The 24,284-nt window shown below is 62.6% G+C and carries 19 protein-coding genes and 1 pseudogene; 12 read left to right on the plus strand and 8 right to left on the minus strand.

Features of this window, described 5'->3' with window-relative positions:
- Positions 1-399 precede the first annotated feature (399 nt).
- Both J2857_RS04785 and J2857_RS04790 read left to right on the plus strand, forming a co-directional pair.
- Positions 400-2,652, plus strand: coding sequence for a TonB-dependent hemoglobin/transferrin/lactoferrin family receptor (locus J2857_RS04785; protein ID WP_210008872.1), 2,253 nt, complete (start codon positions 400-402; stop codon positions 2,650-2,652).
- A 166-nt stretch (positions 2,653-2,818) separates the two neighbouring features.
- On the plus strand, positions 2,819-4,498 hold the full coding sequence (locus J2857_RS04790) for a formate--tetrahydrofolate ligase (protein ID WP_210008873.1): 1,680 nt from the start codon (positions 2,819-2,821) through the stop codon (positions 4,496-4,498).
- A gap of 18 nt (positions 4,499-4,516) precedes the next feature.
- Here the strand turns inward: J2857_RS04790 and J2857_RS04795 are convergent.
- Positions 4,517-5,112: pseudogene (locus tag J2857_RS04795) on the minus strand (TetR/AcrR family transcriptional regulator).
- A gap of 133 nt (positions 5,113-5,245) precedes the next feature.
- On the opposite strand from J2857_RS04795, the gene J2857_RS04800 reads away from it, so the two are divergent.
- A complete protein-coding gene (locus J2857_RS04800) occupies positions 5,246-5,809 on the plus strand; it encodes a DUF308 domain-containing protein (RefSeq protein ID WP_210008874.1) in 564 nt (187 codons plus the stop codon).
- A gap of 59 nt (positions 5,810-5,868) precedes the next feature.
- Here the strand turns inward: J2857_RS04800 and J2857_RS04805 are convergent, their stop codons facing one another.
- Positions 5,869-6,849, minus strand: a complete 981-nt coding sequence (locus J2857_RS04805) for an extensin family protein (RefSeq protein ID WP_245363014.1) — start codon at positions 6,847-6,849, stop codon at positions 5,869-5,871.
- 527 nt (positions 6,850-7,376) lie between these two features.
- On the opposite strand from J2857_RS04805, the gene J2857_RS04810 reads away from it, so the two are divergent.
- The 4 genes from J2857_RS04810 (at position 7,377) to J2857_RS04825 (ending at position 10,769) form a co-directional block, all read left to right on the plus strand.
- Positions 7,377-9,566 (plus strand): anthranilate synthase, encoded by a 2,190-nt coding sequence (locus tag J2857_RS04810; protein WP_210008875.1) that lies wholly within the window; start codon positions 7,377-7,379, stop codon positions 9,564-9,566.
- Between the two features lie 4 nt (positions 9,567-9,570).
- Positions 9,571-10,071 (plus strand): GNAT family N-acetyltransferase, encoded by a 501-nt coding sequence (locus J2857_RS04815; protein WP_245363015.1) that lies wholly within the window; start codon positions 9,571-9,573, stop codon positions 10,069-10,071.
- 86 nt (positions 10,072-10,157) lie between these two features.
- A complete protein-coding gene (locus J2857_RS04820) occupies positions 10,158-10,439 on the plus strand; it encodes a type II toxin-antitoxin system RelE/ParE family toxin (RefSeq protein WP_210008877.1) in 282 nt (93 codons plus the stop codon).
- 27 nt (positions 10,440-10,466) lie between these two features.
- Complete coding sequence (locus tag J2857_RS04825; RefSeq protein ID WP_210008878.1) at positions 10,467-10,769, plus strand: HigA family addiction module antitoxin; 303 nt, start codon at positions 10,467-10,469, stop codon at positions 10,767-10,769.
- A 45-nt stretch (positions 10,770-10,814) separates the two neighbouring features.
- Here J2857_RS04825 and J2857_RS04830 read toward each other — a convergent pair whose 3' ends face one another.
- A complete protein-coding gene (locus tag J2857_RS04830) occupies positions 10,815-11,768 on the minus strand; it encodes a LysR substrate-binding domain-containing protein (RefSeq protein ID WP_210008879.1) in 954 nt (317 codons plus the stop codon).
- 185 nt (positions 11,769-11,953) lie between these two features.
- Between J2857_RS04830 and J2857_RS04835 the strand changes: the two genes are divergently transcribed.
- The 3 genes from J2857_RS04835 (at position 11,954) to queF (ending at position 15,042) form a co-directional block, all read left to right on the plus strand.
- Positions 11,954-13,537 (plus strand): MFS transporter, encoded by a 1,584-nt coding sequence (locus J2857_RS04835; RefSeq protein ID WP_210008880.1) that lies wholly within the window; start codon positions 11,954-11,956, stop codon positions 13,535-13,537.
- Between the two features lie 174 nt (positions 13,538-13,711).
- Positions 13,712-14,581 carry a cation diffusion facilitator family transporter gene (locus tag J2857_RS04840; protein ID WP_245363116.1) on the plus strand — a complete coding sequence of 290 codons (870 nt, stop codon included), beginning with the start codon at positions 13,712-13,714 and terminating at the stop codon, positions 14,579-14,581.
- Positions 14,578-15,042: a preQ(1) synthase gene (gene queF, locus J2857_RS04845; protein WP_037076427.1), complete on the plus strand. Its 465-nt coding sequence runs from the start codon at positions 14,578-14,580 to the stop codon at positions 15,040-15,042. The genes J2857_RS04840 and queF overlap by 4 nt, the downstream gene beginning before the upstream one ends.
- 389 nt (positions 15,043-15,431) lie before the next feature.
- On the opposite strand, the gene J2857_RS04850 is transcribed toward queF, so the two are convergent.
- Both J2857_RS04850 and J2857_RS04855 read right to left on the minus strand, forming a co-directional pair.
- Positions 15,432-16,310: a DUF2076 domain-containing protein gene (locus tag J2857_RS04850; RefSeq protein WP_210008881.1), complete on the minus strand. Its 879-nt coding sequence runs from the start codon at positions 16,308-16,310 to the stop codon at positions 15,432-15,434.
- 97 nt (positions 16,311-16,407) lie between these two features.
- Positions 16,408-16,992: a HupE/UreJ family protein gene (locus J2857_RS04855; RefSeq protein WP_210008882.1), complete on the minus strand. Its 585-nt coding sequence runs from the start codon at positions 16,990-16,992 to the stop codon at positions 16,408-16,410.
- A gap of 196 nt (positions 16,993-17,188) precedes the next feature.
- On the opposite strand from J2857_RS04855, the gene J2857_RS04860 reads away from it, so the two are divergent.
- Positions 17,189-17,797, plus strand: a complete 609-nt coding sequence (locus J2857_RS04860; RefSeq protein WP_210008883.1) for an ATP-dependent Clp protease proteolytic subunit — start codon at positions 17,189-17,191, stop codon at positions 17,795-17,797.
- A 117-nt stretch (positions 17,798-17,914) separates the two neighbouring features.
- Here J2857_RS04860 and J2857_RS04865 read toward each other — a convergent pair whose 3' ends face one another.
- The 3 genes from J2857_RS04865 to J2857_RS04875 form a co-directional block, all read right to left on the minus strand.
- Positions 17,915-18,946, minus strand: a complete 1,032-nt coding sequence (locus J2857_RS04865) for a MerR family transcriptional regulator (RefSeq protein ID WP_210008884.1) — start codon at positions 18,944-18,946, stop codon at positions 17,915-17,917.
- A gap of 58 nt (positions 18,947-19,004) precedes the next feature.
- A complete protein-coding gene (locus J2857_RS04870) occupies positions 19,005-21,731 on the minus strand; it encodes a bifunctional diguanylate cyclase/phosphodiesterase (protein WP_210008885.1) in 2,727 nt (908 codons plus the stop codon).
- Positions 21,732-21,867: 136 nt separating this feature from the next.
- Entirely contained in the window at positions 21,868-22,812 is a 945-nt protein-coding gene (locus J2857_RS04875) for a GGDEF domain-containing protein (RefSeq protein ID WP_210008886.1), read from the minus strand.
- A gap of 284 nt (positions 22,813-23,096) precedes the next feature.
- Here J2857_RS04875 and J2857_RS04880 point away from each other — a divergent pair, with 284 nt between their 5' ends.
- Complete coding sequence (locus J2857_RS04880; RefSeq protein WP_210008887.1) at positions 23,097-24,278, plus strand: benzoate/H(+) symporter BenE family transporter; 1,182 nt, start codon at positions 23,097-23,099, stop codon at positions 24,276-24,278.
- Positions 24,279-24,284: the final 6 nt, after the last annotated feature.

Genomic DNA, 24,284 nt, shown 5'->3' on the forward strand with positions numbered 1-24,284 from the left:
CGGTCCGGCGCAGCCGGAGCAATCGATCCTGTGAATCGATTGCAGTGACGAACGCGCCGAGCGAAAGCGAGGTGCCGGGAGGAGGCTGCTGCTTTTCAGGCGGAACACAGCGTCTATCCCCGAGGACGGCGCAACCATCCCAGAACCAAAAGGCTCGGAGCGATCCGGGCCTTCTTGCATTGGGGCCTGTTGCATTTTTGCCATCCAACCATGATCGTATAAATATGATGATTAGAGTCATGTTTTAATAATTGACAATAATACTCATGTTTTCTAATGGCATGAATAAGGCATTTTCTGCCTCCCGCCACATTCTTGCCAGAATTGAAAAGGGCCGCCGCCTTTCCGGTGCGTTCGCGCGTGCCGACGGTTTCGTGTGCCCTGTTTGAAAGGACAGTCATGGTCACCCGACGTCTGCGATTTACCCTCACCACCTGCACCACGCTCGCGGTGCTTTCCCTCGCTTACGGCGCGGCCGCCCAGCAGGCCGCGCAGCCGCAGATGGACACGACGCTGAGGCCGATCGTGCTGAAGGGGAAACGGGTAGCGCAGCCCGGCGGCGTGGCGGACACGCCATTAGCGACCCAGACCACACAGGCGCAGATCGAAAACAAGCAAATCACAAATGTTGAGGATCTTGGGCGAGTGAGGGAACCCGGGGTGAACTTCAACCGTACCACAGGTGCAATCAATATTCGCGGTCTCGAAGGAAACCGCGTGCTGACCACTGTTGACGGCATTCCGACGCCGTTCATCGACGATGTCACGCGTGGTGCGACCGGCGGCGTCGACGCTTTCGATTTCGGCTCGCTTTCGGGTGTTGATGTCGTGCGTGGTGCTGATTCCAGCCGAGCCGGCCCGGGCGCTCTTGGTGGTGTTCTCGGCCTGAGGACGCTGGAACCGGAAGATCTGATCGCAGAAGGTCGTGATTGGGGTGGTATCGCCAGAACCGGTTACGACAGTTCCGACAGCAGCGGCTTCGGTTCCGTCGGGGTGGCCAAGAAGATCGAAAATACCTCGATTCTTTTCCAAGGCGGTTACAAAAAGGGGCAGGAGCGCAAGACCAACGGCAATATCGATGCCCTGAGCGCCGCACGTACCGAAGCCAATCCATCGGACTATGATCAATACAACCTGCTCTTCAAGTTGCGCCACGAGTTCGAGGGGGGGCATACCTTTGGTCTGACCGCAGAACGATTCCGCCGAGACCGCGAGAGCGACATGCGCACCATGCAGTCGGCGACCGGGAATTATCGGCCAGGAAATTACACGGCAGTCAAGGACATGGACCGCGACCGGGTTTCGCTCGACTACAAATACGAGTCACAGAGCGATGATAGTCCGATCGACAGCGCCTGGGCCTCGCTCTACTATATGAACCAGAAGACCTTGGACGGTTACGACGGAATCCGTTCGACGTCGGTCATCGGACCGATCGGTCGCCGCAACGATTACGAACAGGATAGTTTTGGCCTGATCGGCGCGCTGGAAAAGAATATTGACACCGGTTTCCTCAATCACCGGCTCACCTTCGGCTTCGATCTCGCGCGGATCACTTCGGAACAATATTCGTCCGGTTATGACAATTGCCCGGCGCCTATCAGCCCCGGCGTTTATCCACCAGGCTTTTCCGCCTGCGCCAACCTGCACACGAACCAAGCTGACACGCCCAAGGTCGAGACGAGCCGTATCGGCTTCTATCTCGACGATGAGATCGACTTTGAGAACTCCGCCTTCACGCTAACGCCGGGTCTTCGGTTCGACTGGGTCCGCCATGCGCCGAAGATGACCGGAGCCTACGACGACAATGCCAGCAATCCCGTGCTTCCGGATGGTTTTGAGGATTGGGCACTCTCCCCGAAGCTGCGCGTCGGCTATAATGTGAACGAGGATGTCGAGCTGTTCGCACAGTGGGCCATGGGCTTCCGGGCGCCGACGGCCGGTGAGCTCTACAGCTCATTCGGTGGCCTCAACACCTATCTGCGGCTCGGCAATGCGGATCTGGAATCGGAAACCAGCAACGGTTTCGAAGTGGGCGCCAACCTCGGCGACGAACGTTTCGGCGGCCGCATAAACCTCTTCTACAATCGCTACAAGAACTTCATCGAATCTCGCGCCCTGACTGCGGCGGAAGCGGCTGCGCTCGGCTATCCTCTGGCCAACTATCCGCAGGGTGTCAGTCGCTACGAAAACATCGCCCGGGCCGAGATCTACGGCATCGAAGCCAGCGTTCACAAGAGCTTCGACAACGGCTTCAGGATCGGCGGCGGGCTCGCCTTCGCTCGCGGCAACGATCTCGACCAGGACACTTTCCTTCGGTCGGTCGCCCCTCTCAAAGCGGTCGCAAGCCTTGGGTACGACACGGAGACATGGGGCGTCGGTGTGGACGTGATCGGTGTGCAGGCCTCGCGCAATGACGACGGCAAGGGCGGTACCTACTTCAAGACTCCGGGTTACGTCATCGCGGATTTGACCGCCTGGTGGGAACCCGAGCAGGTGAAGGGGCTGAAGATCAATGCAGGCATCTACAACGTTTTCGATCAAACCTACTATGACTACGCAACAGTGAGGCAGAACACCGCTACACAGTCCCGCGAGTTCTACTCCGAACCCGGCCGGTCGTTCAAAGTCTCGCTCACCCAGCGGTTCTGATCCAAAAACAACGGCGGGGGCGCCTGGGGAGGGCGGTGCGAGAAATCGCGCCGCCCTTTTCTTTGCCCGGGAGAAGCTCCCGCCGCTATTCACACATTGCCTTTCTCTCGCTAATCATAACCAAACGGGCATATCTGGGTTCGAGGAACGAACGGGGAGCGAAGCTATGGCAGAGGTCAGATCCGACATCGAAATCGCACGCGCCGCGAAAAAGAAGCCGATCGTCGAGATCGGCGCGAAGCTCGGGATCCCCGTCGAAGCGCTTGCTCCCTACGGTCACGACAAGGCGAAGGTAGGGGCGGAGTTCATCGCATCGCTTTCCGAACGGCGCGACGGCAAGCTGATCCTCGTCACTGCCATCAACCCGACGCCGGCGGGCGAGGGGAAGACGACCACCACGGTCGGGCTCGGAGACGGGCTGAACCGGATCGGAAAGAAGGCGGTCATCTGCGTGCGCGAACCCTCGCTCGGCCCCTGTTTCGGGGTCAAGGGCGGCGCGGCCGGCGGCGGGTATGCGCAGGTCATTCCGATGGAAGACATCAACCTGCATTTCACCGGCGATTTCCACGCCATCACGTCTGCCCACAACCTTTTGTCGACGATGATCGACAACCATATCTATTGGGGCAATGCCGAGAATATCGATATCCGCCGGATCAGCTGGCGGCGGGTGATGGACATGAACGACCGGGCGCTGCGCCAGACGGTCGTCTCGCTCGGCGGCGTCGCCAACGGCTTTCCGCGCGAGAGCGGTTTCGATATTACCGTCGCCTCGGAAGTGATGGCGATCCTGTGCCTTGCGGCCGATCTCGAGGATCTCGAACGGCGGCTCGGCGATATTGTCATCGGCTATCGGTTCGACCGCTCGCCGGTGTTTGCGCGCGACCTCAAGGCCGACAGGGCGATGGCGGTGCTGCTGAAGGACGCCATGCAGCCGAACCTGGTGCAGACGCTGGAAAACAATCCGGCCTTCGTGCATGGCGGGCCGTTCGCCAATATCGCGCATGGCTGCAATTCGGTGATCGCCACCCGCACCGCGCTGAAGCTCGGCGACTATGTGGTGACGGAAGCGGGCTTCGGAGCTGATCTCGGCGCCGAAAAATTCTTCGACATCAAGTGCCGCAAGGCGGGGCTGAAGCCGGATGCGGCCGTCATCGTCGCTACCGTGCGGGCGCTGAAGATGAACGGCGGGGTGAAAAAAGAGGATCTGGGCCGCGAGAATGTCGAGGCGCTGAAGCGCGGCGCAGCCAATCTCGGCCGCCACATCGCCAATGTGCGGAAGTTCGGCGTGCCGGTCGTCGTCGCCATCAACCATTTCACCTCGGATACGGAGGACGAGATTACTGCCGTAAAAGACTACGCGGCGCGGCACGGCGCGGACGGCATCGTCTGCCGGCACTGGGCGGAGGGTTCCGCCGGCATCGAGGAGCTTGCCAACAAGGTGGTCGAGCTTGCCGAGGGCGGCCAGGCGAAATTCCAGCCGCTTTATCCCGATCACCTGCCGCTTCTCGAAAAGATCGAGATCATCGCCTCGAAGATTTATCACGCCGGCGAAGTCACCACCGACCGGGGCGTGCGCGACCAGCTGAAGGCCTGGGAGGAACAGGGTTACGGCGACCTGCCGATCTGCATCGCCAAGACGCAGTATTCCTTCTCGACCGACCCCGCCCTGCGCGGCGCGCCAGAGGGCCACATCGTGCATGTGCGCGAAGTCAGGCTTTCGGCCGGCGCCGGCTTCGTCGTCGCCATCACCGGAGAGATCATGACCATGCCCGGCCTGCCGCGCGTGCCGTCTGCCGAGCGGATATTTCTGAACGAGGACGGCTTCGTGGAGGGCTTGTTCTGAGGTTTGCGACGCAGCCCGCTATTCGGGCCGCGCCTGGCCATTCTGTGCCCGCAGCCTGGCAATCCGGGGGCTGACAATCACAAGGAAGATGTTGGGATCGCCGAGAGCCCGTGCCGAGAGCATCGCCCCGTGAACCGAGGCCATCAGGATCTGCGCTTCTTCTTCCGGCAGCTTGTTGAATTGAAACTTGCCCTGTTCCGTACCCGCTTTCAATATGGATGTCAGCCATCCCGCCAGGTTGCGGAAATGGGCGCGGACGCGGGACGCGACGTCCTCGGGCAGCATCTGCATCTCTCCGGCGAGCATCGCGCAGACCCAGAAGGATTGGAAGGCATCGAGAATGCACCCCTGCCAATAGCCCAGATAGGCTTGCAGCTGTTCTGCGGGGGCGGGGACCTGCTGGCTGAGAGACTTCAAGCCTCTCTGGGCTTGTTGCGTGTAACGATCGACCACGACGGCGGCCAGTTCGGCCTTGGTGGGAAAGTGGTGGTGTATGCTTGCCTTCCGGATGCCGATCGCATCCGAGATGTCGGCATAGCTGAAGCCGTTATAGCCCCCGCGACGACCAGGGCCTGAGCCTTTTCCAGTATCTTTTCCGAGGTCGTTAGTTCCATGTTGCTGCCGACCTCCTGGTCGGGAGGCTGTCAAGCCGGCTCTCATTGCGCTCCATTTCAAACATCTCGTCGCGACCGGTTGACTTCTCAAGCTTGATTACCTACTAGTAGGTAGGTTCACAAGGAGACTGTCATGCAAAGTCAAACCTCACCTCAGCCCCAGTGGTTGCGATCCTATTATTTCACACGCGCGCTCTTTTCCATCGCCTGGATCGCTGCTGCCATTCTTTCCGGCGGTCATTCGGCTTTGACCTCCATCTTGCTCGTGATCTATCCGGCGTGGGACGCGGGCGCCAACCTGGTTGATGCCCGATCGAACGGCGGACTGAAAGCCAACTCCTCCCAGGCACTGAATGTCGTCGTCAGCACGATCACGACCGTGGCCGTCATCCTGGCGGTGATGAAGAACACTCACGCGGTCTTGGCGGTTTTCGGCGTCTGGGCAATCCTATCGGGTCTGTTGCAACTCTATACCGGCGTGCGGCGCTGGCGCTCCTATGGCGCGCAATGGGTCATGATCCTGAGCGGCGCCCAGTCGACTTTGGCCGGCGGATTCATGATCACGCAGTCCCTCGCTGCCGTTCCGCCGACGATCCTCGACATTGTTCCATATGCGGGCTTTGGCGCGTTCTATTTCCTGCTTTCGGCAATCTGGCTGACCGCCACGATTTATCGAAAGGCAACGGCGAAAGGTTAGACGCACCTGCTTCGGGGCAAGGGATGAAACCCGGTACGCGACAGAACGTGGGGCATCGTCTATCGGCAATACCGATACCCATCCTTCCGCTCCAACACATCCAGGTGCAGATGGTTCTGGTGGGCCACGTCGCTGCCCGGTGACAGGACGGTGGTGAAGTGCAGGCAGGCGCCTGCCGTCGCGGTGCGCTGGAAGGCGCCTTCCATGGTGGAGTCTTCGTCGCGCGGCTTCATGGTCATCTTCTCGCCGTTGTCGAGCTTGAAGGCGGCGACATCGAAGGCGTTGCCGCGGGCGTGTTCGGAAATCTTGCCCGTCGAGGCGCTGTTGCGCAGGCGGCAGGCATAGGTGGAGCCGGGCACGAGACCGGTGATCCTGCGGCCCGGCATGGCGATGTTGAGCGCCGGCTGCACCGTGTCCTTCAGCCAATGGGCCATCGAGAGCGCGGTCTTGCAGCGCATCGTGGCGCCGCCGAGCGAAACACCGGGCAGGACTTCGGCAACGTCGATCGGGCTTTCGATGCCGCAACCGCCGCCTTCGTCGATCGGATCGGTCGGTTCGTATTTCGCGCCGAGCGAGGTGAGCTCGGCAAGGCAGGCCTTCAGCTCTTCGGGGTCTTCCTTGACAAGCGGCGGCGGAGGAGGCGGAGGCGGGGCCTCGGCCTTTTGCTCCCCCGGCTTGGTTTCGTTCTGTTTAGCCTCGTCCGGCATGACCGCATCCTGTCCCGGTGCCGCCGGCTGGTCGGGTTTGTCTGCCCGCTGCACATCGGCAGCCGTGGTGCCGGGTTTCGGCAGCGGCTTGGGAACGTCTGCCTGATGTGCCGGTTCCGAGGCCGTGCCGGGCTGCTCGACGACGGGCGGGCTCGGGGGCGGGCTTTGTGGAATTTCGCTCGGCCGATTTTCTGCCACAGGTGGCAGGGCCTGAGGCAGCGGGGACTCCTGAGCGACCGGTTTGTCGGCGGTGTTGTCCGCCTGCTGAGCTGCTTCAGCCGGCTTCGCCGCTTCTCCGACCGGTTTCGGGATCGGCAGGGGAACGTTTGCCAACGCCGGTGGTTGCGGAACTGCACCGCGTGCCTGTGATCGTGGGGACGCGCGGCGTCGAGGCGCAGGGTTACGCGATCCATCATCGAGAAGACGGGTCAGGAAGTTCACCTCAGTGACGCCCGCCGGGACGCCCGAATGCATCGGTCTTTCGGGCGGCAACCCCGCCCCAATGATCAAGGGCAGGCCTGCCAGAATTGCGATCCACGAATGCTGCATGCCGTATCCTTCTCGGCCGCGTTTCTTCGACCCTTAAGGGACGATAAACGCCGATCGCCGGTTTTGGTCGCATCGGAGCTGCAGAATTTCTGTTTCGGGGTCGTGGAAATTCGCTTGCGCGGCTCAAAAACCCCAGCTAACAATTCGGCCCATGATGAATTCGATGAACATCGCTAACTGGTGGCCGGCTCGCTCAACGCGGCCTTGACCAGTCATGTCCATCGACAAGACCACAAGCCGCCCGGAACCCGAGGCGGCTTTTTTGTTATCCGCCGCAGGGACCCGGGCAAAGACATTGGAGAGGCAGGACAATGGTAACGATCATTCGGGATGACGGTTCGGAAGTCTACGAGACGAGGGGCGGGATTGCGGTGAGCCGGCAGCGGCGCGCAGCACCTTATGCGGATGCGATCTCTTCCTATGTCGACAGGCTCGACGAACGGCGCGGCGCGGTGTTTTCCTCCAATTACGAATATCCGGGCCGTTATACCCGCTGGGACACGGCGATCGCCGATCCGCCGCTGGGGATCTCCTCGAATGGCCGTAAAGTGTGGATCGAGGCCTTCAACGGTCGCGGCGAGGTGCTGCTCGGTTTCGTCGCGGACAAGCTGAAGACGGTGGCGGACCTGACGCTCGGGGAGCGCACGGACCGCCGCCTCGACCTTACCGTCAACGAGCCGACCCGCGTGTTCACCGAGGAAGAGCGCTCGAAGATGCCGACGGTGTTTTCCGTGCTGCGGGCGATCGTCGACCTGTTCCATTCGGAAGCGGATTCGGCGATCGGCCTGTTCGGCGCCTTCGGTTACGACCTCGCCTTCCAGTTCGATGCGATCAAGCTTTCGATGCAGCGGCCGGAAGACCAGCGCGACATGGTTCTGTTCCTGCCGGATGAAATCCTCGTGGTCGACCATCATGCCGCCAAGGCCTGGATCGACCGCTACGACTTTTCCAAGGATGGCGTGACGACGGAAGGCAAGGACCAGGAGATCGCCCCCGACCCGTTCCAGCGCACCGATACGATCCCGCCGAAAGGCGATCATCGGCCGGGCGAATATGCCGCTCTCGTTACCAAGGCGAAGGAAAGTTTCCGGCGCGGCGACCTGTTCGAGGTGGTGCCGGGGCAGAAGTTCATGGAACGCTGCGATTCGAAGCCTTCGGAAATCTCCAACCGGCTGAAGGCGATCAATCCGTCGCCCTATTCCTTCTTCATCAATCTCGGCCACCAGGAATATCTGGTTGGCGCCTCGCCGGAAATGTTCGTGCGGGTGTCGGGCCGGCGCATCGAGACCTGCCCGATCTCGGGCACGATCAAGCGCGGCGAAGACCCGATCGCCGATAGCGAGCAGATCCTGAAGCTCCTGAACTCCAAGAAGGATGAGTCCGAGTTGACCATGTGCTCGGATGTCGACCGCAACGACAAGAGCCGCGTCTGCGAGCCGGGTTCGGTGAAGGTGATCGGCCGCCGGCAGATCGAGATGTATTCGCGGCTCATCCACACGGTGGACCATATCGAAGGCCGGCTGCGGCCGGACATGGATGCGTTCGACGGCTTCCTCAGCCACGCCTGGGCCGTCACCGTCACCGGTGCGCCAAAACTGTGGGCGATGCGCTTCATCGAAAACCACGAAAAGAGCCCGCGTGCCTGGTATGGCGGGGCGATCGGCATGGTGGGCTTCAACGGCGACATGAATACCGGGCTGACGCTGCGCACCATCCGCATCAAGGACGGTATTGCCGAAGTGCGTGCCGGCGCGACGCTGCTCAACGACAGCGATCCGAACGAGGAAGAGGCTGAAACCGAATTGAAGGCGTCTGCCATGCTGACAGCAATCCGTGATGCAAGGGCCGGCAATGCGGCCAAGGTCGGCCGCGATGTGGCGCGGGTCGGGCAGGACGTCAAGATACTGCTCGTCGATCACGAGGACAGCTTTGTCCACACGCTCGCCAACTATTTCCGCCAGACGGGGGCCACCGTTTCGACCGTGCGCACGCCGGTGGCTGAAGAGGTGTTCGACCGCTTCGACCCGGATCTCGTCGTGCTGTCGCCCGGCCCCGGCAATCCGAAGGATTTCGACTGCAAGGCGACGATCAAGCTGGCGCGGTCAAAAGGCCTGCCGATCTTCGGCGTCTGCCTCGGCCTGCAGGCGCTCGCCGAAGCCTATGGCGGGGAACTCCGGCATCTGGCGGTGCCGATGCACGGCAAGCCGTCGCGCATCCGGGTGCTCGAAGCCGGCATCGTCTTCTCCGGTCTTGCCAAGGAAGTGACGGTCGGGCGCTACCACTCGATCTTCGCCGATCCGAAGACGCTGCATCCGGATTTCATGATCACCGCCGAAAGCGAGGACGGCACGATCATGGGCATCGAGCACGTCAAGGAACCGGTGGCGGCCGTGCAGTTCCACCCGGAATCGATCATGACGCTCGGCGGCGATGCCGGCATGCGGATGATCGAAAACGTCGTGGCGCATCTGTCGCGGCGTGCGAAGACCAAGGCGGCTTGAGGTGTTGCCCGAGACCATCCCGATCGAATCCATCCGCGAAGAGCATATTGAGAGCTTTCACAAGGCGCTCGACACGGTCTCGCGCGAGCGAAAATACCTGAGCTTCCTGGAGGCGCCGCCGCTTGAAGACGTGCGGCCCTTCGTGCTGGACATGATCGAGAACGGCCATCCGCAGGTCGTTGCCGTTGTCGGCGGCGAGGTGGTCGGCTGGTGCGACATCCGCCGGCATTCCCGCCCGACCGCTGCCCATTGCGGCACGCTCGGCATGGGCATCATCCCCGGCTACCGCGACAAGGGGCTCGGCACCCGGCTGATCCGCGCCGCTGTTGGGCAGGCCCGTGAGCGTGGTTTCCACCGCGTCGAGTTGCATGTGCATGCGGACAATCCGCGTGCCATCGCGCTCTACGAGAAGGTCGGCTTCGTGCGGGAAGGCGTGGCGCGGGATGCGGTGAGAATCGACGGACTGTTTGTCGATAGCATCAGCATGGCGGTGGTTTTCGGGTAGTGGATCGAGGAAGGTATCAGTGGGTGATACCTTCCTGTTGATTTTCGTTGGTATCTCTCTATGATACGTTCATCGGGAGGCCGCCGGTGATCCGTTCATTCAAAGGCAAGCTTACACGCTCGATCGATGACGGAACGGTCAGGAAAGGTTTCCCTCCCGATCTCGTTCGGCGTGCTCAGCAGCTGCTGACGGTGTTGAATGCGGCTACCTCTTTGGAAGACCTCCGTTCCCCTCCCGGCAATCGCTTGGAAAAACTCTCAGGCGACCGGGAAGGACAGCATTCCATCCGCATCAACAAGCAGTGGCGGATCTGCTTCGTATGGACAGACGCTGGGCCGGACGAGGTAGAGATTACCGACTATCACTAGGCCAATCGTGGCACACAGGAGATCGATATGAGTGTCAGCAAGCTTCCGCCCATCCATCCCGGCGAAATCCTGCGCGATCTCTATCTTGAGCCGCTGGAGATGACACCTTACGCGCTTGCTAAGAAGCTGCATGTTCCACGCACCCGCATCGAGCGGATCGTCGCGCAGAAGACCGGGATCACCTCAGATACCGCTTTGCGGCTTGCCAAATTCTTCAGGACCTCTCCGGAATTCTGGATGAACCTGCAGAATAGTTTCGATCTTAAGATCGAGGCGGAGAATCTCAAGGACGCGCTTGAACATATTCCGGTCTACGAAGCGGCAGCGTGATTGCTTTCCTGTCGGCAGGCCAAGTCGAACTGAGTAGCCCGCCATTCATTCCGCCGCAATCGCATCGCCTGCGGGAACTGCTTTGATCGCCGCCGGCAACCTCTCGCAGGTTTCCGCAAACAGCTTCTCACTCAGGAAATCGACCAGCACCCGCACCTTCGGGGACAGATGCCTGCTGGAGGGCCAGAGGAGGTGGAACTGGCCGGGGGCGTTGAGATGTTCGTCGAGGATGGTCCGCAGCCGGCCGTCGGCGATCGGTTGCCTTGCCAGGAAATCCGGCATGCAGCCAATGCCGAGGCCGGCGATAACGGTGTGGCGGAGCGCCTCCATGTTATTGCAGGTGAGCGCCGTGCGCAGGCGCGGTTCGGAGCCTTCGGGCGGCATGGTGATCGGCCAGTCCTGCAGTTTGCGGCTGTTCGGGAACCGGAAGCCGATCGCCAGATGGCCGTCGAGTTCCCGGGGGCATTCAGGAGTGCCGTGGCGTTCGAGATAGGAGGGGGCGGCGCAGAGGAGCAATTGGAATGGCCTGAGGGTCCGCGACATCAGCCGGGAATCCGGCAGGTTGCCGCTGCGGATCGCCACATCCACCTCCTCATCGATCAGATCGACGATCCGGTCGTTGAAATCGAGATCGAGTTCGACCTCCGGATAACGCTCGACGAATTCAGGCAGGACCGGCATCAGAAGATGATAGGTGACGATCGGGACGCTGACCCGAAGTTTTCCGCGCGGCACGGCGACGGCGCTGGCAAGCGAGGCTTCCGCATCGTTGAGGTCGTCGAGCACCCGGCGGCACCGTTCGTGGAATAGCCGGCCCTCTTCGGTCAGCCGCAGGCTGCGCGTCGAGCGCTGGAAAAGCCGGACGCCGAGTTCTCTTTCCAGATTGGTGACGGCCTTGCCGACGGCGGAGGCCGACAGGCCGAGCACGCGGCCGGCAGCGACGAAACTGCCGAGATCGGCGGTGCGAACGAAGGCTGTCAGTCCACCCAAGCGATCCATCTGCCATCTCCATTCGAGCGGTTTTTTCCGTCATGTCAGGAACAGACGCGGTATTTTCCAAATATTATATCGAAACTATCTTGTGTTGGTCAATTCGACACCCTTCCGGCCGGGCGGGTTCAGGCGACGGCTTCTCCCAAGGCCGCCGGCCTTCCTCTTTGCTCCAACACAGCGGAATCTCCGATATGAGAGACAACACATATGCTGTAACGGCAGCCGCACGGCTGTTCGTTCTGATCGCAGTCTGCTGCGCGGCGGTCGCCATGCCGCTGACCTTTACCGGCACGGCCGTCGGCCTGCCCGCCATCAGCCGGGCGCTCGGCGGCAGCCCGATCGCCCTCAACTGGGCCACCAATGCCTTCATGCTTTCCTTCGGCAGCACACTGATGGCTGCCGGCGCGCTTGCCGACAGTTATGGGCGCAAGCGGATTTTCCTGAGCGGCCTTTTCATCTTCGCACTCTTTTCGGTCGGTCTCGCCTTTGCAGGCGATATCGTCTGGTTCGATGTCCTGCGGGCGCTGCAGGGCATCGGCGCGGCGGCCGCCTTTTCCGGCGGCATGGCCTCGCTTGCCCAGGAATTCGACGGCGCGGCGCGGCTCAGGGCCTTCAGCATCGTCGGCGCCAGTTTCGGCATCGGGCTCGCCTTCGGGCCGATTGCGTCGGGGTGGATGATCGCCATGTTCGGGTGGCCGGCGATCTTCGTGCTGGTGGTTGCGCTTGCGGTGACCGCCTTCGTCCTCGGCGCGATCTTCATGCGGGAATCGCGCGATCCGAAGGCCTCTGGCCTCGACTGGAAGGGAGCGCTCAGCTTCACGGCGGCGCTGACCGCGCTGACCTTTGGCGTACTTCAGGCGCCGGAAAGCGGTTGGAGCGATCCGCTCGTCATCGTCATGCTTGTGGCCTCGGTCCTGCTGTTTACAGCCTTCGGGCTGATCGAACGGGCTGTCGCGCGGCCGATGCTCGATCTCACGCTGTTCCGCTATCCGCGTTTCGTCGGCGTGCAACTGCTGGCGGCCGCTCCGGCCTATGCGTTCGTGGTGCTGCTCATCCTCCTGCCGGTGCGGTTCATCGGCATCGAGGGCATGGACGAGATTGCCGGCGGGCGGATGATGATCGCGCTGTCCGGGCCGCTGCTCGTCCTGCCGATCGCGGCCGGGTTGCTGACCCGATGGTTCGCGCCGGCGACGATCTGCGGTGCAGGTCTGGCGATCTCGGCGGGCGGCCTGTTCTGGCTCAGCCAGTTTCCGGTCGGCTCCGAGCCAGTGGCGCTGATTGCGCCGCTCTTGACCATCGGGGTCGGCATCAGCCTGCCCTGGGGGCTGATGGACGGTCTGGCCGTCAGCGTCGTGCCGAAGGAAAGGGCCGGCATGGCGACCGGCATCTTCAGCACCACCCGCGTGGCCGGCGAAGGTGTTGCGCTTGCAGTGGTCACGGCGGTACTTTCGGTGCTCACCAGCGCGAACCTCGGCGGTAGTGCCGGCGACCAGGCGGGGGCGATCGCCCAGCGGCTGGTCACCGGTGATCTGCAGGATGCGGCGGTGCTTCTGCCGTCGATCAGCCAGACGGCCTTGCTGCAGGGGTATAGCGACGGGTTCTCGTCGCTCCTGTGGCTGCTGACCGCGATCACGGGGTTGACGGCGGTCGTCGTGTTCCTGTTCCTCGGGCGGGGCGGCGAGACGGTGGAGGACATCGAGGAGGAGGGGGAACTCGCGGTCGCTGCCGCCGCGATGCAATCCGACGAGGCCGGATTATGCCAGCCGGCCCTTTGACAAACCGGCGCATCTGAGCGATATGCAGGCCATTCGAAACCGCCGGAGCGAACCATCTCGCTCCGGCGGTTTCGCCGTTTTGGACGTCCGGTCCTGCAAATCATTCGCACGCGCAAAAAGGAAGACATCGTGCCGAGGGAAGTCAAAATCGTCGAGCGGCTCGCCTTCTGGGGCATGCCGCTGTCGCTCGGCGTCATGTCCTTGAAGATGCTGGCCTGGTGGGTGACGGACTCCGTCGCGCTGCTGTCGGACGGGCTGGAATCCTTCGTCAATGTCGCTGCTGCCTTCATCGCCTATTTCGTGATCCGTTACGCCCAGCGGCCGGCCGACCACGACCACCAGTTCGGCCATCACAAGGCGGAATATATGTCGGCGGTGGTCGAAGGCGGGCTGATCATCGTTGCGGCGTTCCTGATCATCAACGAGGCCTGGGACGGGCTGTTCGCGCCGAAACTTCCGGATGCGCCGGTGCTCGGTCTTGCGATCAATGCGCTTGCCGCCGTCATCAACGGTCTATGGGCAACGACGCTGATCCGGGTCGGCACGGCCCATTATTCACCGGCCATGGCGGCCGACGGCCAGCACATCATGTCCGACGTGGTGACTTCGGCCGGCGTGCTCGTGGGCCTCATCCTTGCGCTTGCGACGGGTTACGCGATCCTCGACCCGGTGCTCGCCATTCTGGTGGCGGTCAACATCCTCTGGCAGGGCTACAAGGTAATCGCGCATTCCATCGGCGGGCTGATGGACCGGGCGCTGGAGCCGGACGAGGAGGCGGCGGTGCGCGAGGCGATCGCCACCCATTCGGTCGGCGCGCTCGGCGTCCACGACCTGAAGTCGCGCCGGGCGGGGGCTGCGGCCTTCATCGATTTCCATCTGGTCGTGCCGGCCGACATGAGTGTCGAAGAGGCGCATGCAATCTGCGACCGCTTGGAAGATGCGATCAAAGCGAGTATTGCCGGCGCCACATTGGCAATCCATGTGGAGCCCGAAGGCGAGCGCGCCCATGGACAGAACGTAGACGTTGAAGGAACAGTCAAATGACGATGACAGATGTCAGCGGGCTCTCGCAGCTCGGATCCCAGGTGGAAGCCCCGCAAAGCCCGGAAACCGCGGTTCTCGAAAAAGTGCCGAACGGCAACCAGGGTACCGATTACGTGGTGCGCTTCACGGCGCCGGAATTCACCTCGCTCTGCCCGATGACCGGCCAGCCGGATTTCGCGCATATCGTCATCGACTATATCCCGGACGGGTTCCTGGTGGAGTCGAAGTCACTGAAGCTGTTCCTGCATTCGTTCAGGAACCACGGTGCGTTTCATGAGGACTGCTCGATCTATATCGCCAAGCGGATCGTCGATCTGCTCGCCCCGAAATGGCTCAGGATCGGTGCCTACTGGTATCCGCGCGGCGGCATTCCGATCGACGTGTTCTGGCAGACGGGCGAGGCTCCGGCCGGCGTTTGGCTGCCGGAGCAGGGGGTGGCGACGTATCGCGGGCGTGGGTGAAGGGGTTACAGCTTGCCGGCAAAACGCTTCTACGGAGCGTTTTGAGCGCCCGGATTGTACGGCGGGCTCTTTCATCCAATCGAGCGAGGGCGTGGGCTATCGCCATTAACGTTGCAATCCGCCCGCCCCTTCTGCCCTGCCGGGCCTCTCCCCCCTCAAGTGGGAAGATCATACGCCGCGAGACCGTCATTCCATGACATGCCTCAATAGCCAGACCGCGCGCAGAAGAAGACGTGGAGTTGGAAGCAATGCGCTGGCGCCCAGCCGATCTCCCCCTTGAGGGGGAGATGCCCGGCGGGGCAGGGGCCTCGTGCGCTCCAACGTCGAAGGTCAGCCTTCCGTCCTTACATCAAGGGCCCCTGCGCTTTATCCACCGCAGAGCCTCTCAATCACACATCCATCGAATCGTCGCTGCCCAGATCGCTGTTGTCGAAATCCGCCTGGTCGTCGGAAAAGTCATCGTCGGTGTAGTCGGCCTGCTGCCAGCCGTCGTTCGAGCCGGATTTATCGGCGGCATCATTGCTGTTGGCGGCGGCGGCATTGCCGTCCGAGGCCTGGCGGATGGCGTCATCGCCGAAATAGTTGTTGTTGATGATTGTTTCCTCGGCCGGGGCGTTGCCGCTGCCGAACGGGTTGCTGCCGGCGAGCGGCGAACCCCAGCCGAGCGAGTTCATGTGGCTGCCGAAGATGCCGGAGAGCGAATTGGCGAGCAGCATGCCGCCCGCGACGCCGGCTGCTGTCCCCAAAGCGCCGCGCAAGAAGCTGCCGCCGGCTGACGGAACCGATGCCTGGCCGCTCCAGGGGGCGGCGGAGGGCGGGGGTGCGCGGTAACCGTCGTCATAGTCGCTGCCGGTGCGGTAACTCTGACGTGGGGCGGCGCCCCATGGGCCGGACTGGGGGCTTGCCAGGGGGCTTGCTTGGGACCCGGGACCGGTTCGAAAACCGGGCTGCGGGGCGGGGGACTGCTGCGGCTGACCGGTGCCGAAGATCGAGCTCAGGAATCCGCCGCCCTGTTCGGCGCGGTGATGGTCGCTTGTTTCCGCCTCGAGCTGGCGGACGCGCTCTTCCAACTCCCTGATGTGATTGGCGGCGGCTTCCAGGCCCTTTTCCTGCACGATCACGGCCTGGGCCAGATAGTAGGTGGCATAGGGCTGTTCGCGGGTTGCCTGGTCTATCAAGGTCTCCGCATCTCGGTCGCGCGGCGTGGCGGCGGCGGTGCGGATGCGGTCGAAAAGGGCAGTGAGAAGCTGGCGTTCTTCCGGTGACATGTTTGCCTCCTTGCAGGCGTTTGCCGTGGACAAGAAGGTAGGCAGGGATTCCGGCATTTCAAAGCCGGAATCCCTTACATTTCGGTAATCTTCGGCCTCAGGCGAAGGCCAGCGACAGGCCGAGAAGCGCGGTTCCGGCGCCGAGGATACGGGCGATGTAAGGGCTGAAGCGGGCGATGCCGAGGCCGAGCGCTATGCCGGCTGCATGCAGCAAGGCGGTGGCGATGATGAAGCCGATGCCGAACTCCAAGGCACCTGCTTGGCCGAGTTCGCCGCCATGGGCGTGGCCGTGGAACAATGCGAAGACGCCGACGACGGCCGCTGCTGCCGAAACCGGCAGTTTCACCGCCGTTGCGACGAGCAGGCCAAGCCCGATCACCGAGGCGAGGATCGCCGGTTCGACGAAGGGGAGGCCGACGCCGCCGAGTGCGAGCAGGAAGCCGAAGGCCATGGTGCCGACGAAGGCCAGGGGGATTGTCCATAGTGCATTGCGGCTGCTGTCGCTCGCGGTCTGCGCGGCCCACAGGCCGACCGCGACCATGACCAGGATATGGTCCGCGCCGAACAGCGGATGGGAAAAACCTGCCAGGAACGAGCCGTGTTCGGCCGGATCGAGATGTGCGAAGGCGGGTGCGGCGGCGACAGTCAGAATGGCGGCGGCGAGCGAAAGGCGTTTCAGCATTTGTGTCCCCTGAAATTATGCGAATGCGGAATGGCATCGGAGGATAGGCAAGCTCCTGATGGCTGTCCATCGGCAATCGTCGCGACAGGAGGCTCTGTGCTACGTCATTCACCTTAGTCCGTGGAAGGTGCCGTCTTAGACTCCGAGCTCCATTGTTTTACGGCGGCGAACACATTATGTCCGATATATGAATCTGATGCAGGAGACTTTCAGCGTGCTCGACGACGAAGACGACAAGGACGACAAGACCAAGGAACTGCCGCTCGGCAAGGAAACGGAAGCGAATCTTTTCAAGTCGCGTTCGATCTTCATCTACGGAACGATCACCCAGGAACTGGCGCAGAAGGTCTGCACCCAGCTCGTGGCGCTTTCCGCCGCCAGCGACGACGACATCCGCATCTATGTGAGCTCGCCCGGCGGCCACGTGGAATCGGGCGATTCGATCCACGACATGATCAAGTTCATCAAGCCGAAGGTCTGGATGATCGGTACGGGCTGGGTCGCATCGGCCGGCGCGCTGATCTACGTGTCCGTTCCCAAGGAACGCCGTATCTGCTTGCCGAACACCCGCTTCCTGCTTCATCAACCGTCCGGCGGCACCCGCGGCATGGCATCCGATATCGAGATCCAGGCCCGCGAGATCATCAAGATGAACGAGCGGCTCAACAGGATCATGGCGGAAGCCACCGGCCAGTCGGTCGAAAAGATTGCTGCCGACACGGATCGCGACTACTGGCTGTCCGCCGAAGAGGCCAAGGCCTACGGCCTGGTTTCGCGGATCGTGACGTCGCAGAGCGAAGTCTGATCGCTTGCGCCATTCGAATTGAAAAAGCCCCGCCGGCGAATGTTGGCGGGGCTTTTTGTTGCGTGCCGGCTCGCATTGCTGCGGGGAGGCGCCTGCCGGACTGCAGGCCGCTGCGGTTCAGGCGACCTGCGGACGCCAGGCTATGACGCCTTCGGTGCGGGCGCGGACCTCGGGTGCGGCAAGGCAGGTGGCGACGGCTTCGTAGCCGGGCGCTCCCGGGATGGGGGCTACGCGGCTCGGCGGGCTGTGGTTGGCCGGGCAAAGGATGATCGCCTCGTCCTGTCCGACGGCGCCGAGATCGAGGATCGCCGAGGAGCGGGTCATGATGAAGAGCGGACAGGCGCCTGGCCGGCGATTGTGCAGATAGGCGGCGAGCGCTTCCTGCGATGCCTGGTCGAGGCCCTGTTCGATCATGTCGATGACCGGGATATCGGTTCCGTCGGCCTCCAGCGCGACGAGGAGGGCGGTGAGGGCAGGCGTTTCCGCCGCACCTTCGTCGAGAAGCCAGGAAAGGGCCTGTTCGACACGAGCCTTCAGAGCCGGATCGGTTTCCATCCGTGCCCTGGCGTCGTCGTCGTTGACGGCCCGTTCGAGACCCACGAAGACTCCGCCCGGAAGGTGTTCGGCAATGGCCTTTGCGAACCGCGTCTTGCCGCTGCCGAGCGGGCCGATGATGTAGTTGAGCGGTCTGACATCCCTGAGTTCGAAGCGCTCGCCGCCCCAGGGCCAGGGAAGGTCGAACGCTGCGACGACTTCGGCCACCGGACGCGTCAGTCGCGTCAACTCGTGCATTCCGAGCGGATCGCCGCCGGCAAGGCCCGTGCGCAGAGCGCGGACTTTTTCGACCGTCCCGGCGATTCGGCGGGCCTCCGTTTCAAGCCGCGCCTGATGGGCGGCAAGCGCGGGAGCGAGCTCCTGCGCATCGCCCTTCAGCACGCGCGCCACCTGCGCGAGGCTGAGGCCGAGGGCTCGCAATGCCGCGATCTCGCCGGCGCGGGCCATCTCCGCGGGGCCATAGGTCCGCCATCCGGCTGCAGTTCGGACCGGAGCGATCAAGCCACGCTGTTCGTAGAGACGCAGCGCCTTGGGAGATATGCCGAGCCGTTCGGCGGCATCGGACGGGTTCAGATAGTGTGCGGAAGAACTCAAGGAATCACCTCGTTGGTTGTTGACCGCTCTTCCTATCGGGGCAGCCCCAGGGGTCGGGTCAACAGGTGTTTTGCGAGGTTTCGTTTTTTTTCGGGAGATGACCCACTTCCTCCGCCAGCGCCGAGCGGTTGCCGGCCTGCCAGTCCGTTGCGAAGGCGATGAAGTCGTTGGCAGGCATCGGCTTTGCGAAGACGTAGCCCTGCAGCGTCTGACAGCCGAGGCTGCGCAGGATGTCCACATGCGCGGTGGTCTCCACGCCTTCGGCGACGATCTCGATGCCCTGGGAGCGGCCGATCTCGATGATCGAGGCGACCAGACGGCGCTGCGAGCCGGCGGCTTCGAGCGGTGCGATCAGCTTGCGGTCGATCTTCAGCCGCTTGGGCCCGAGTTCGAGAAGGCTGACGATCGAGGCGTGGCCGGTGCCGAAGTCGTCGATCTCGATATCGATTCCGAGCGCCTTCAGGTCGAGAATTGCGGATCTCAACTCCTTGTCCTGATCTTCGAAGGAGATCGATTCGAGAAGTTCGAACGACAGGGTTCCGGGCGCAATCGGCAGTTCGGCCAGCCGCTTGAACAGCCTTTCGTCCTTCAGGCGCTGCGCCGAGATGTTGACGGAGAGATGCGGGATATCGAGCCCGAGCGCGCTCCATCTCACCGACTGGAAGAGCGCCTTTTCGAGAATGATGGCATCGATATCGGCCGCCCGGTGCAGGCTCTCGGCGATCGCCAGGAAGCTGTCCGGCGCCAGCAGGCCGCGGTTGGGATGCTGCCAGCGGGCCAGCGCCTCGACACCGACGATGGCGAGCGAATGCGCATCGAACTGGGGCTGGAAGAACGGGATGATCTGGTCGCCTTCGAGCGCGCTCAGGAACTCGTCGGACATGCGCTTGCGCAGCACGGCTGCGGAGCGAAGCTCCTTGGAGAACACCTCGACGCGGTTGCGGCCGCGTTTCTTGGCCTCATAGAGCGCGATGTCGGCGTTGATCAGCAATTGGCTCAATTCCTCGCCGGTATCGCTCTGACAGGCGATGCCGGCGCTGCAGCCGATGCGGCATTCGTGTCCGCCGATATCGATGGGGCGGGCAAGGGTGTTGACGATCGACTGGGCTAGATATTCTGCCCGACGCTGCGGTTCCGCCCCCCCGGTCACGACAACGAATTCGTCACCGCCGATGCGCGAGGCGAACTCGTCGTGGTCGATCAGATCGAGCAGGCGGGACGTGGCGGCCTTCAACACGGCATCGCCCGCAGCGTGGCCGAGCGTGTCGTTGACTTCCTTGAAGCGGTCGAGATCGATGTGGATGAATGCCAGCCGGTGATCGGCAGCCTGGCTCTTTCCGGTGGTCATGAACTGGTCGAGGAAGCGCCGGTTCGGCAGGCCCGTCAAGGCGTCGTGCAGCGATTGGTATTCGAGCGTGCGCCTTGCGGCACGCAATTCGTCGTTCTGCAACTCGGCCTGCGTCTGTGCCAGCTGCAGTTCGGAATGGAGTGTGACGTCCCGGGTGACGTCCCAATTGGCGCCGACCATGCGCTTGACGCCGCTCGCGGTCCGGTAGGTGGCGCCGTGCGCGCGGATATGGCGGATTTCGCCGCTACCCGACACGACCCGGAACTCGGTGCGGTAGCTCGTCTCTTCCTTGAGTGCCTTGCGGAAATACGTCTCGGCAGCTTGCAAGTCGTCGGGATGCAGCGCATTGCGCCAGTCCGCATATTCCAGGATGGCCCGGTCCGGCGACGCATCGTAGAGTTCGCGCATGCGCCGGTCCCAGATCAGCGTATCGGTCGAAGGTTCATATTCCCAGACGCCGACGCCCGAGGCCTGGAGCGCCAGTTCGAGGCGCTGGGACAGCGTTTCCAGCTGTTCCTCGCGTTGTTGCAAGGTAAGGATATTGCCGTGGCGCTGCTTCATCAGCAGCCCTGCCCAGATGAGCGGGGCGGCAATGCAGAAGGCGATCAGAAGGGCGGTGATCCGGAAGCTGAACATGTCCGGCGGCGAGCCTTGCCATCCGCCTTTCGGGACAGCGGCGAGGTACCAGGTGTCGTAACCGAGTTCGATCCTAGACTTGACGGGATCTTGCGAAAACAGGGCCCAGTTTCCGAGGAAGACGTCGCGCTCGGCGGGAATGGGCCGCCGTGAAATCACGATATCCAGTGCCTGGCGCGGGGTATTGACGTTGCTGTCGGTATAGAGCCTGTCGAGGTCGATGACCGCCGAAACGACACCCCAGAACCGGCCGTTGGCAAGCGAGAAGACCGGATAACGGGCGATCAGCCCCTGGCCGCCCTGTACCAGATTGACCGGGCCGGTGATGACGAGCGCCCGCCGCTCGACGGCCCTCATCACAGCATCCCTCTGCGGCTCGTTGGTGCGGTAGTCGAGGCCCAGGGCCTTTTTGTTCGGCTCTTCGGGATAGACCAGGCCGATCACCAGATCCTTGGCGGCGACAACATTGCGCAGTTGCGAGGGAACGTCGAAAATCCGTTCCGAAAGCGCCGTGAATTGCGGCTGGTTGATATTCGGGTTGGCGGCAATGGCGGCGACCAACCCGTAGATCAGGTTGACGTTGCCGTGGATGTTGGTCTCGAGGCTCGCGGCGACCCTGGCCAGCTGCTCGGCTGCCTTGACCTGCTGCGCCACATGGTGCTGCTCACGTTTCTCGATATCGGCGCGAACCACCCCGACCAACAGGCCGGCAACGGCAAGTATGGCCGGGAAAAAATAACCGAGGCCGAAAAACTGAAGGCCGGACGATTTTGATTTCGAGAGGAATGGCAGCGAGGTCATGGAGATTTCCGATGGCATTCCCCAACTGTCGCCGACAAAATTTAAGATTGTCTAATTTACCTGCGTGTCAGTTACGCAATCACGTGCCGAAGAGGCACAAAATCCCGTCTGTACGGAAATGGGACCACGCCCGTGCCTATACGGGGCTGATCCGGTTCCTGCCGGCACGCTTGGAACGGTAGAGACCGTCGTCGGCGCGTTTCAGAATATCCTCGCAGGAGGCATCCGCGGGCAGGAATTCGCTCAGGCCGCCGCTGATCGTGGCGTGATGGCCAAGCGTCTCCCTGACCTCGGAGGCGACACGCTGGCGCAGCCGATTGGCAATGACGGTGCCGTGTTCCTGCCGGGTGGCGGGCATCACGACGACGAACTCGTCGCCGCCGAGGCGAGCCAGGAAGTCGGTCTTGCGCAACTCCTGGCGACACACGTCGGCGATCGCCTTCAGAACCGTATCGCCCATCGCATGCCCAAGCTCGTCGTTGATGGTCTTGAAGTGGTCGATGTCGAACATGAAGACGGATGTCGGGATATGCTCGTCGCGAAAAAGCTCGAATTTCAGGGCGAGCACGTCCATCAGCTTGCGGCGGTTGAAGAAGCCGGTCAGCGCATCAGTCTCGCTCTGATGACGCAACTGGTTCTCGATAGCGTTCTTTTCCGTGATGTTGCTGGCGACCCAGACGATCGCATCCTCGCCGTTGACCTCAAAATCAAGCGCCTGCAAGCGCCCCTCGAACCAGATCGGATGGTCGGGGCCGTCATTCTCCAACCCCTTCACGTCGCTGCCGGCGAGACTGTATTCGATGATATGCAGGGCACGCGAGGCGAGCGCCTTTTCGATTTCCCGCATGAAGCGGTGCGCCTTCTCGAAGACGAGGACGTCATAGAGGCTCTTGCCGACGAGATTGCTGCCGTCATGATAATAACGGGTATCCTTGCCGCCGAAGAGCGCGACATAGCGGCCGCTGCGGGTGAGGACGAAGCAGGGGTCCGGAAGTGCTGACAGAATGAAATAAAGCTGATCGCGGGAAAAGGCGGTCTCCCGTCCCATCTCGATCTCTGGCGCAAGGTGAGCTGCCGTCATTGCGTTTCCCGGGCGTTGATGCAATCCGGGCTGCATGACCGGACCGACCGGAAGCAACGGGCGCACGGGCCATAGACTACCGCCAAACTCCTTCCAAATTATCAACAGATGCGAATATTCGCGGGCACGAACAAAAGGGCGGACCGGCAGCCGGCAAAGGCAACCGGTCGGCTGCAGCCATTGCTTTCCCACCCAGCCGTACCCTTTTGCCGCAAACGCACCTTGCCTTTGCCGGCGGGCCTATGTTCGATTGCGGACTTTGAAATTCACGAGTCCCCGCCCGTATGTTCAAGGATTTTACCGTTTCGGCCCTGATGATGGGGCTGCTCACCGCTTTTGTCGGGTTCGTCAGCTCGTTTGCGGTGATCATGCAGGGGCTGCAAGCGATGGGCGCGACCGCGCCGGAGATCGCCTCGGCGCTCTTGGCGCAATCGATCTCCATGGGCTTGCTGGCGATCGTGTTTTCGAGCTGGTACCGGATGCCGATCAGCATCGCCTGGTCGACGCCGGGTGCGGCGCTGCTGTCGGGCATCAGCATGATCGAGGGCGGGTTTCCGGCCGTTGTCGGCGCCTTCGTGGTCTGCGGCGTGCTGATCATTCTCTCCGGCCTGTTCCGGCCGCTCAGCCGGGCAATCCGGCTGATTCCGGCGCCGCTCGCCAATGCCATGCTTGCCGGCATCCTGCTCAGCCTCTGCCTCGCGCCGGTGAAGGCCGTCGCCTTCAATGCGGCGCTCGGCCTGCCGATCGTGCTGACCTGGATGGTCGTGGTTTCGCGGTGGCGGCTGTGGGCGGTGCCGGCGTCGCTCGGCGCGCTGATCCTGGTGCTGATCTTCGGCGTCGACCTTGCTCCGGACGCGATGGCGCAGATCGGCGCGGCGATCCATCCGGAGCTCATCTTCATCACGCCGGTCTTTACCCTGCACGGGGCGATCTCCGTCGCGCTGCCTCTCTTCATCGTTACCATGGCCTCGCAGAACATTCCCGGCATGGCGATCCTCAAGGTGCACCACTACGAGCCGCCGCCGGGCGTGATGTTTGCCGGCACCGGCATCTTCTCGATCCTCGGCGGGCTCGTCGGCGGCGTGCCGGTCAACATGGCGGCGATCACGGCGGCGATGTGCGCCAGCGAGGATGCCAATCCCGATCCTGCCAAACGCTACTGGGCGGCGATCGTCGCCGGCTTCGGTTACATCGTGTTCGGCCTGATCGCCGGCGGCATCATCGCCTTCGTGTCGCTGGCGCCGCCGATCCTTCTGCAGGCGGTTGCGGGCCTTGGCCTGATCGGCGCGTTTTCCAACGCGGCCTTTGCGGCCTATCGCGACCCGGAGACGCGGGAAGCGGCGGCGATCACCTTCCTGGTGACGGCGTCGGGCCTCTCGTTTGCGGGGATTTCCGGGCCGTTCTGGGGGCTGGTGGCCGGCGGGGTGATGATGGGGTTGCAGCGGGCTGTGAAACGCCGGGCTTGAACGAGG

The sequence above is a fragment of the Neorhizobium galegae genome (assembly GCF_017877055.1).
Classification (GTDB): Bacteria; Pseudomonadota; Alphaproteobacteria; order Rhizobiales; family Rhizobiaceae; genus Neorhizobium; species Neorhizobium galegae_D.

Excerpts from the sequence above, each read along its gene's own strand:
- queF (WP_037076427.1), top strand. The coding sequence starts at position 14,578 with ATGACGATGACAGATGTCAGCGGGCTCTCGCAGCTCGGATCCCAGGTG.
- J2857_RS04870 (WP_210008885.1), bottom strand. The coding sequence starts at position 21,731 with ATGACCTCGCTGCCATTCCTCTCGAAATCAAAATCGTCCGGCCTTCAG.
- J2857_RS04860 (WP_210008883.1), top strand. The coding sequence starts at position 17,189 with ATGCAGGAGACTTTCAGCGTGCTCGACGACGAAGACGACAAGGACGAC.
- J2857_RS04790 (WP_210008873.1), top strand. The coding sequence starts at position 2,819 with ATGGCAGAGGTCAGATCCGACATCGAAATCGCACGCGCCGCGAAAAAG.
- J2857_RS04840 (WP_245363116.1), top strand. The coding sequence starts at position 13,712 with ATGCCGCTGTCGCTCGGCGTCATGTCCTTGAAGATGCTGGCCTGGTGG.
- J2857_RS04855 (WP_210008882.1), bottom strand. The coding sequence starts at position 16,992 with ATGCTGAAACGCCTTTCGCTCGCCGCCGCCATTCTGACTGTCGCCGCC.
- J2857_RS04810 (WP_210008875.1), top strand. The coding sequence starts at position 7,377 with ATGGTAACGATCATTCGGGATGACGGTTCGGAAGTCTACGAGACGAGG.
- J2857_RS04880 (WP_210008887.1), top strand. The coding sequence starts at position 23,097 with ATGTTCAAGGATTTTACCGTTTCGGCCCTGATGATGGGGCTGCTCACC.
- J2857_RS04800 (WP_210008874.1), top strand. The coding sequence starts at position 5,246 with ATGCAAAGTCAAACCTCACCTCAGCCCCAGTGGTTGCGATCCTATTAT.
- J2857_RS04825 (WP_210008878.1), top strand. The coding sequence starts at position 10,467 with ATGAGTGTCAGCAAGCTTCCGCCCATCCATCCCGGCGAAATCCTGCGC.
- J2857_RS04835 (WP_210008880.1), top strand. The coding sequence starts at position 11,954 with ATGAGAGACAACACATATGCTGTAACGGCAGCCGCACGGCTGTTCGTT.
- J2857_RS04830 (WP_210008879.1), bottom strand. The coding sequence starts at position 11,768 with ATGGATCGCTTGGGTGGACTGACAGCCTTCGTTCGCACCGCCGATCTC.
- J2857_RS04875 (WP_210008886.1), bottom strand. The coding sequence starts at position 22,812 with ATGACGGCAGCTCACCTTGCGCCAGAGATCGAGATGGGACGGGAGACC.
- J2857_RS04850 (WP_210008881.1), bottom strand. The coding sequence starts at position 16,310 with ATGTCACCGGAAGAACGCCAGCTTCTCACTGCCCTTTTCGACCGCATC.
- J2857_RS04785 (WP_210008872.1), top strand. The coding sequence starts at position 400 with ATGGTCACCCGACGTCTGCGATTTACCCTCACCACCTGCACCACGCTC.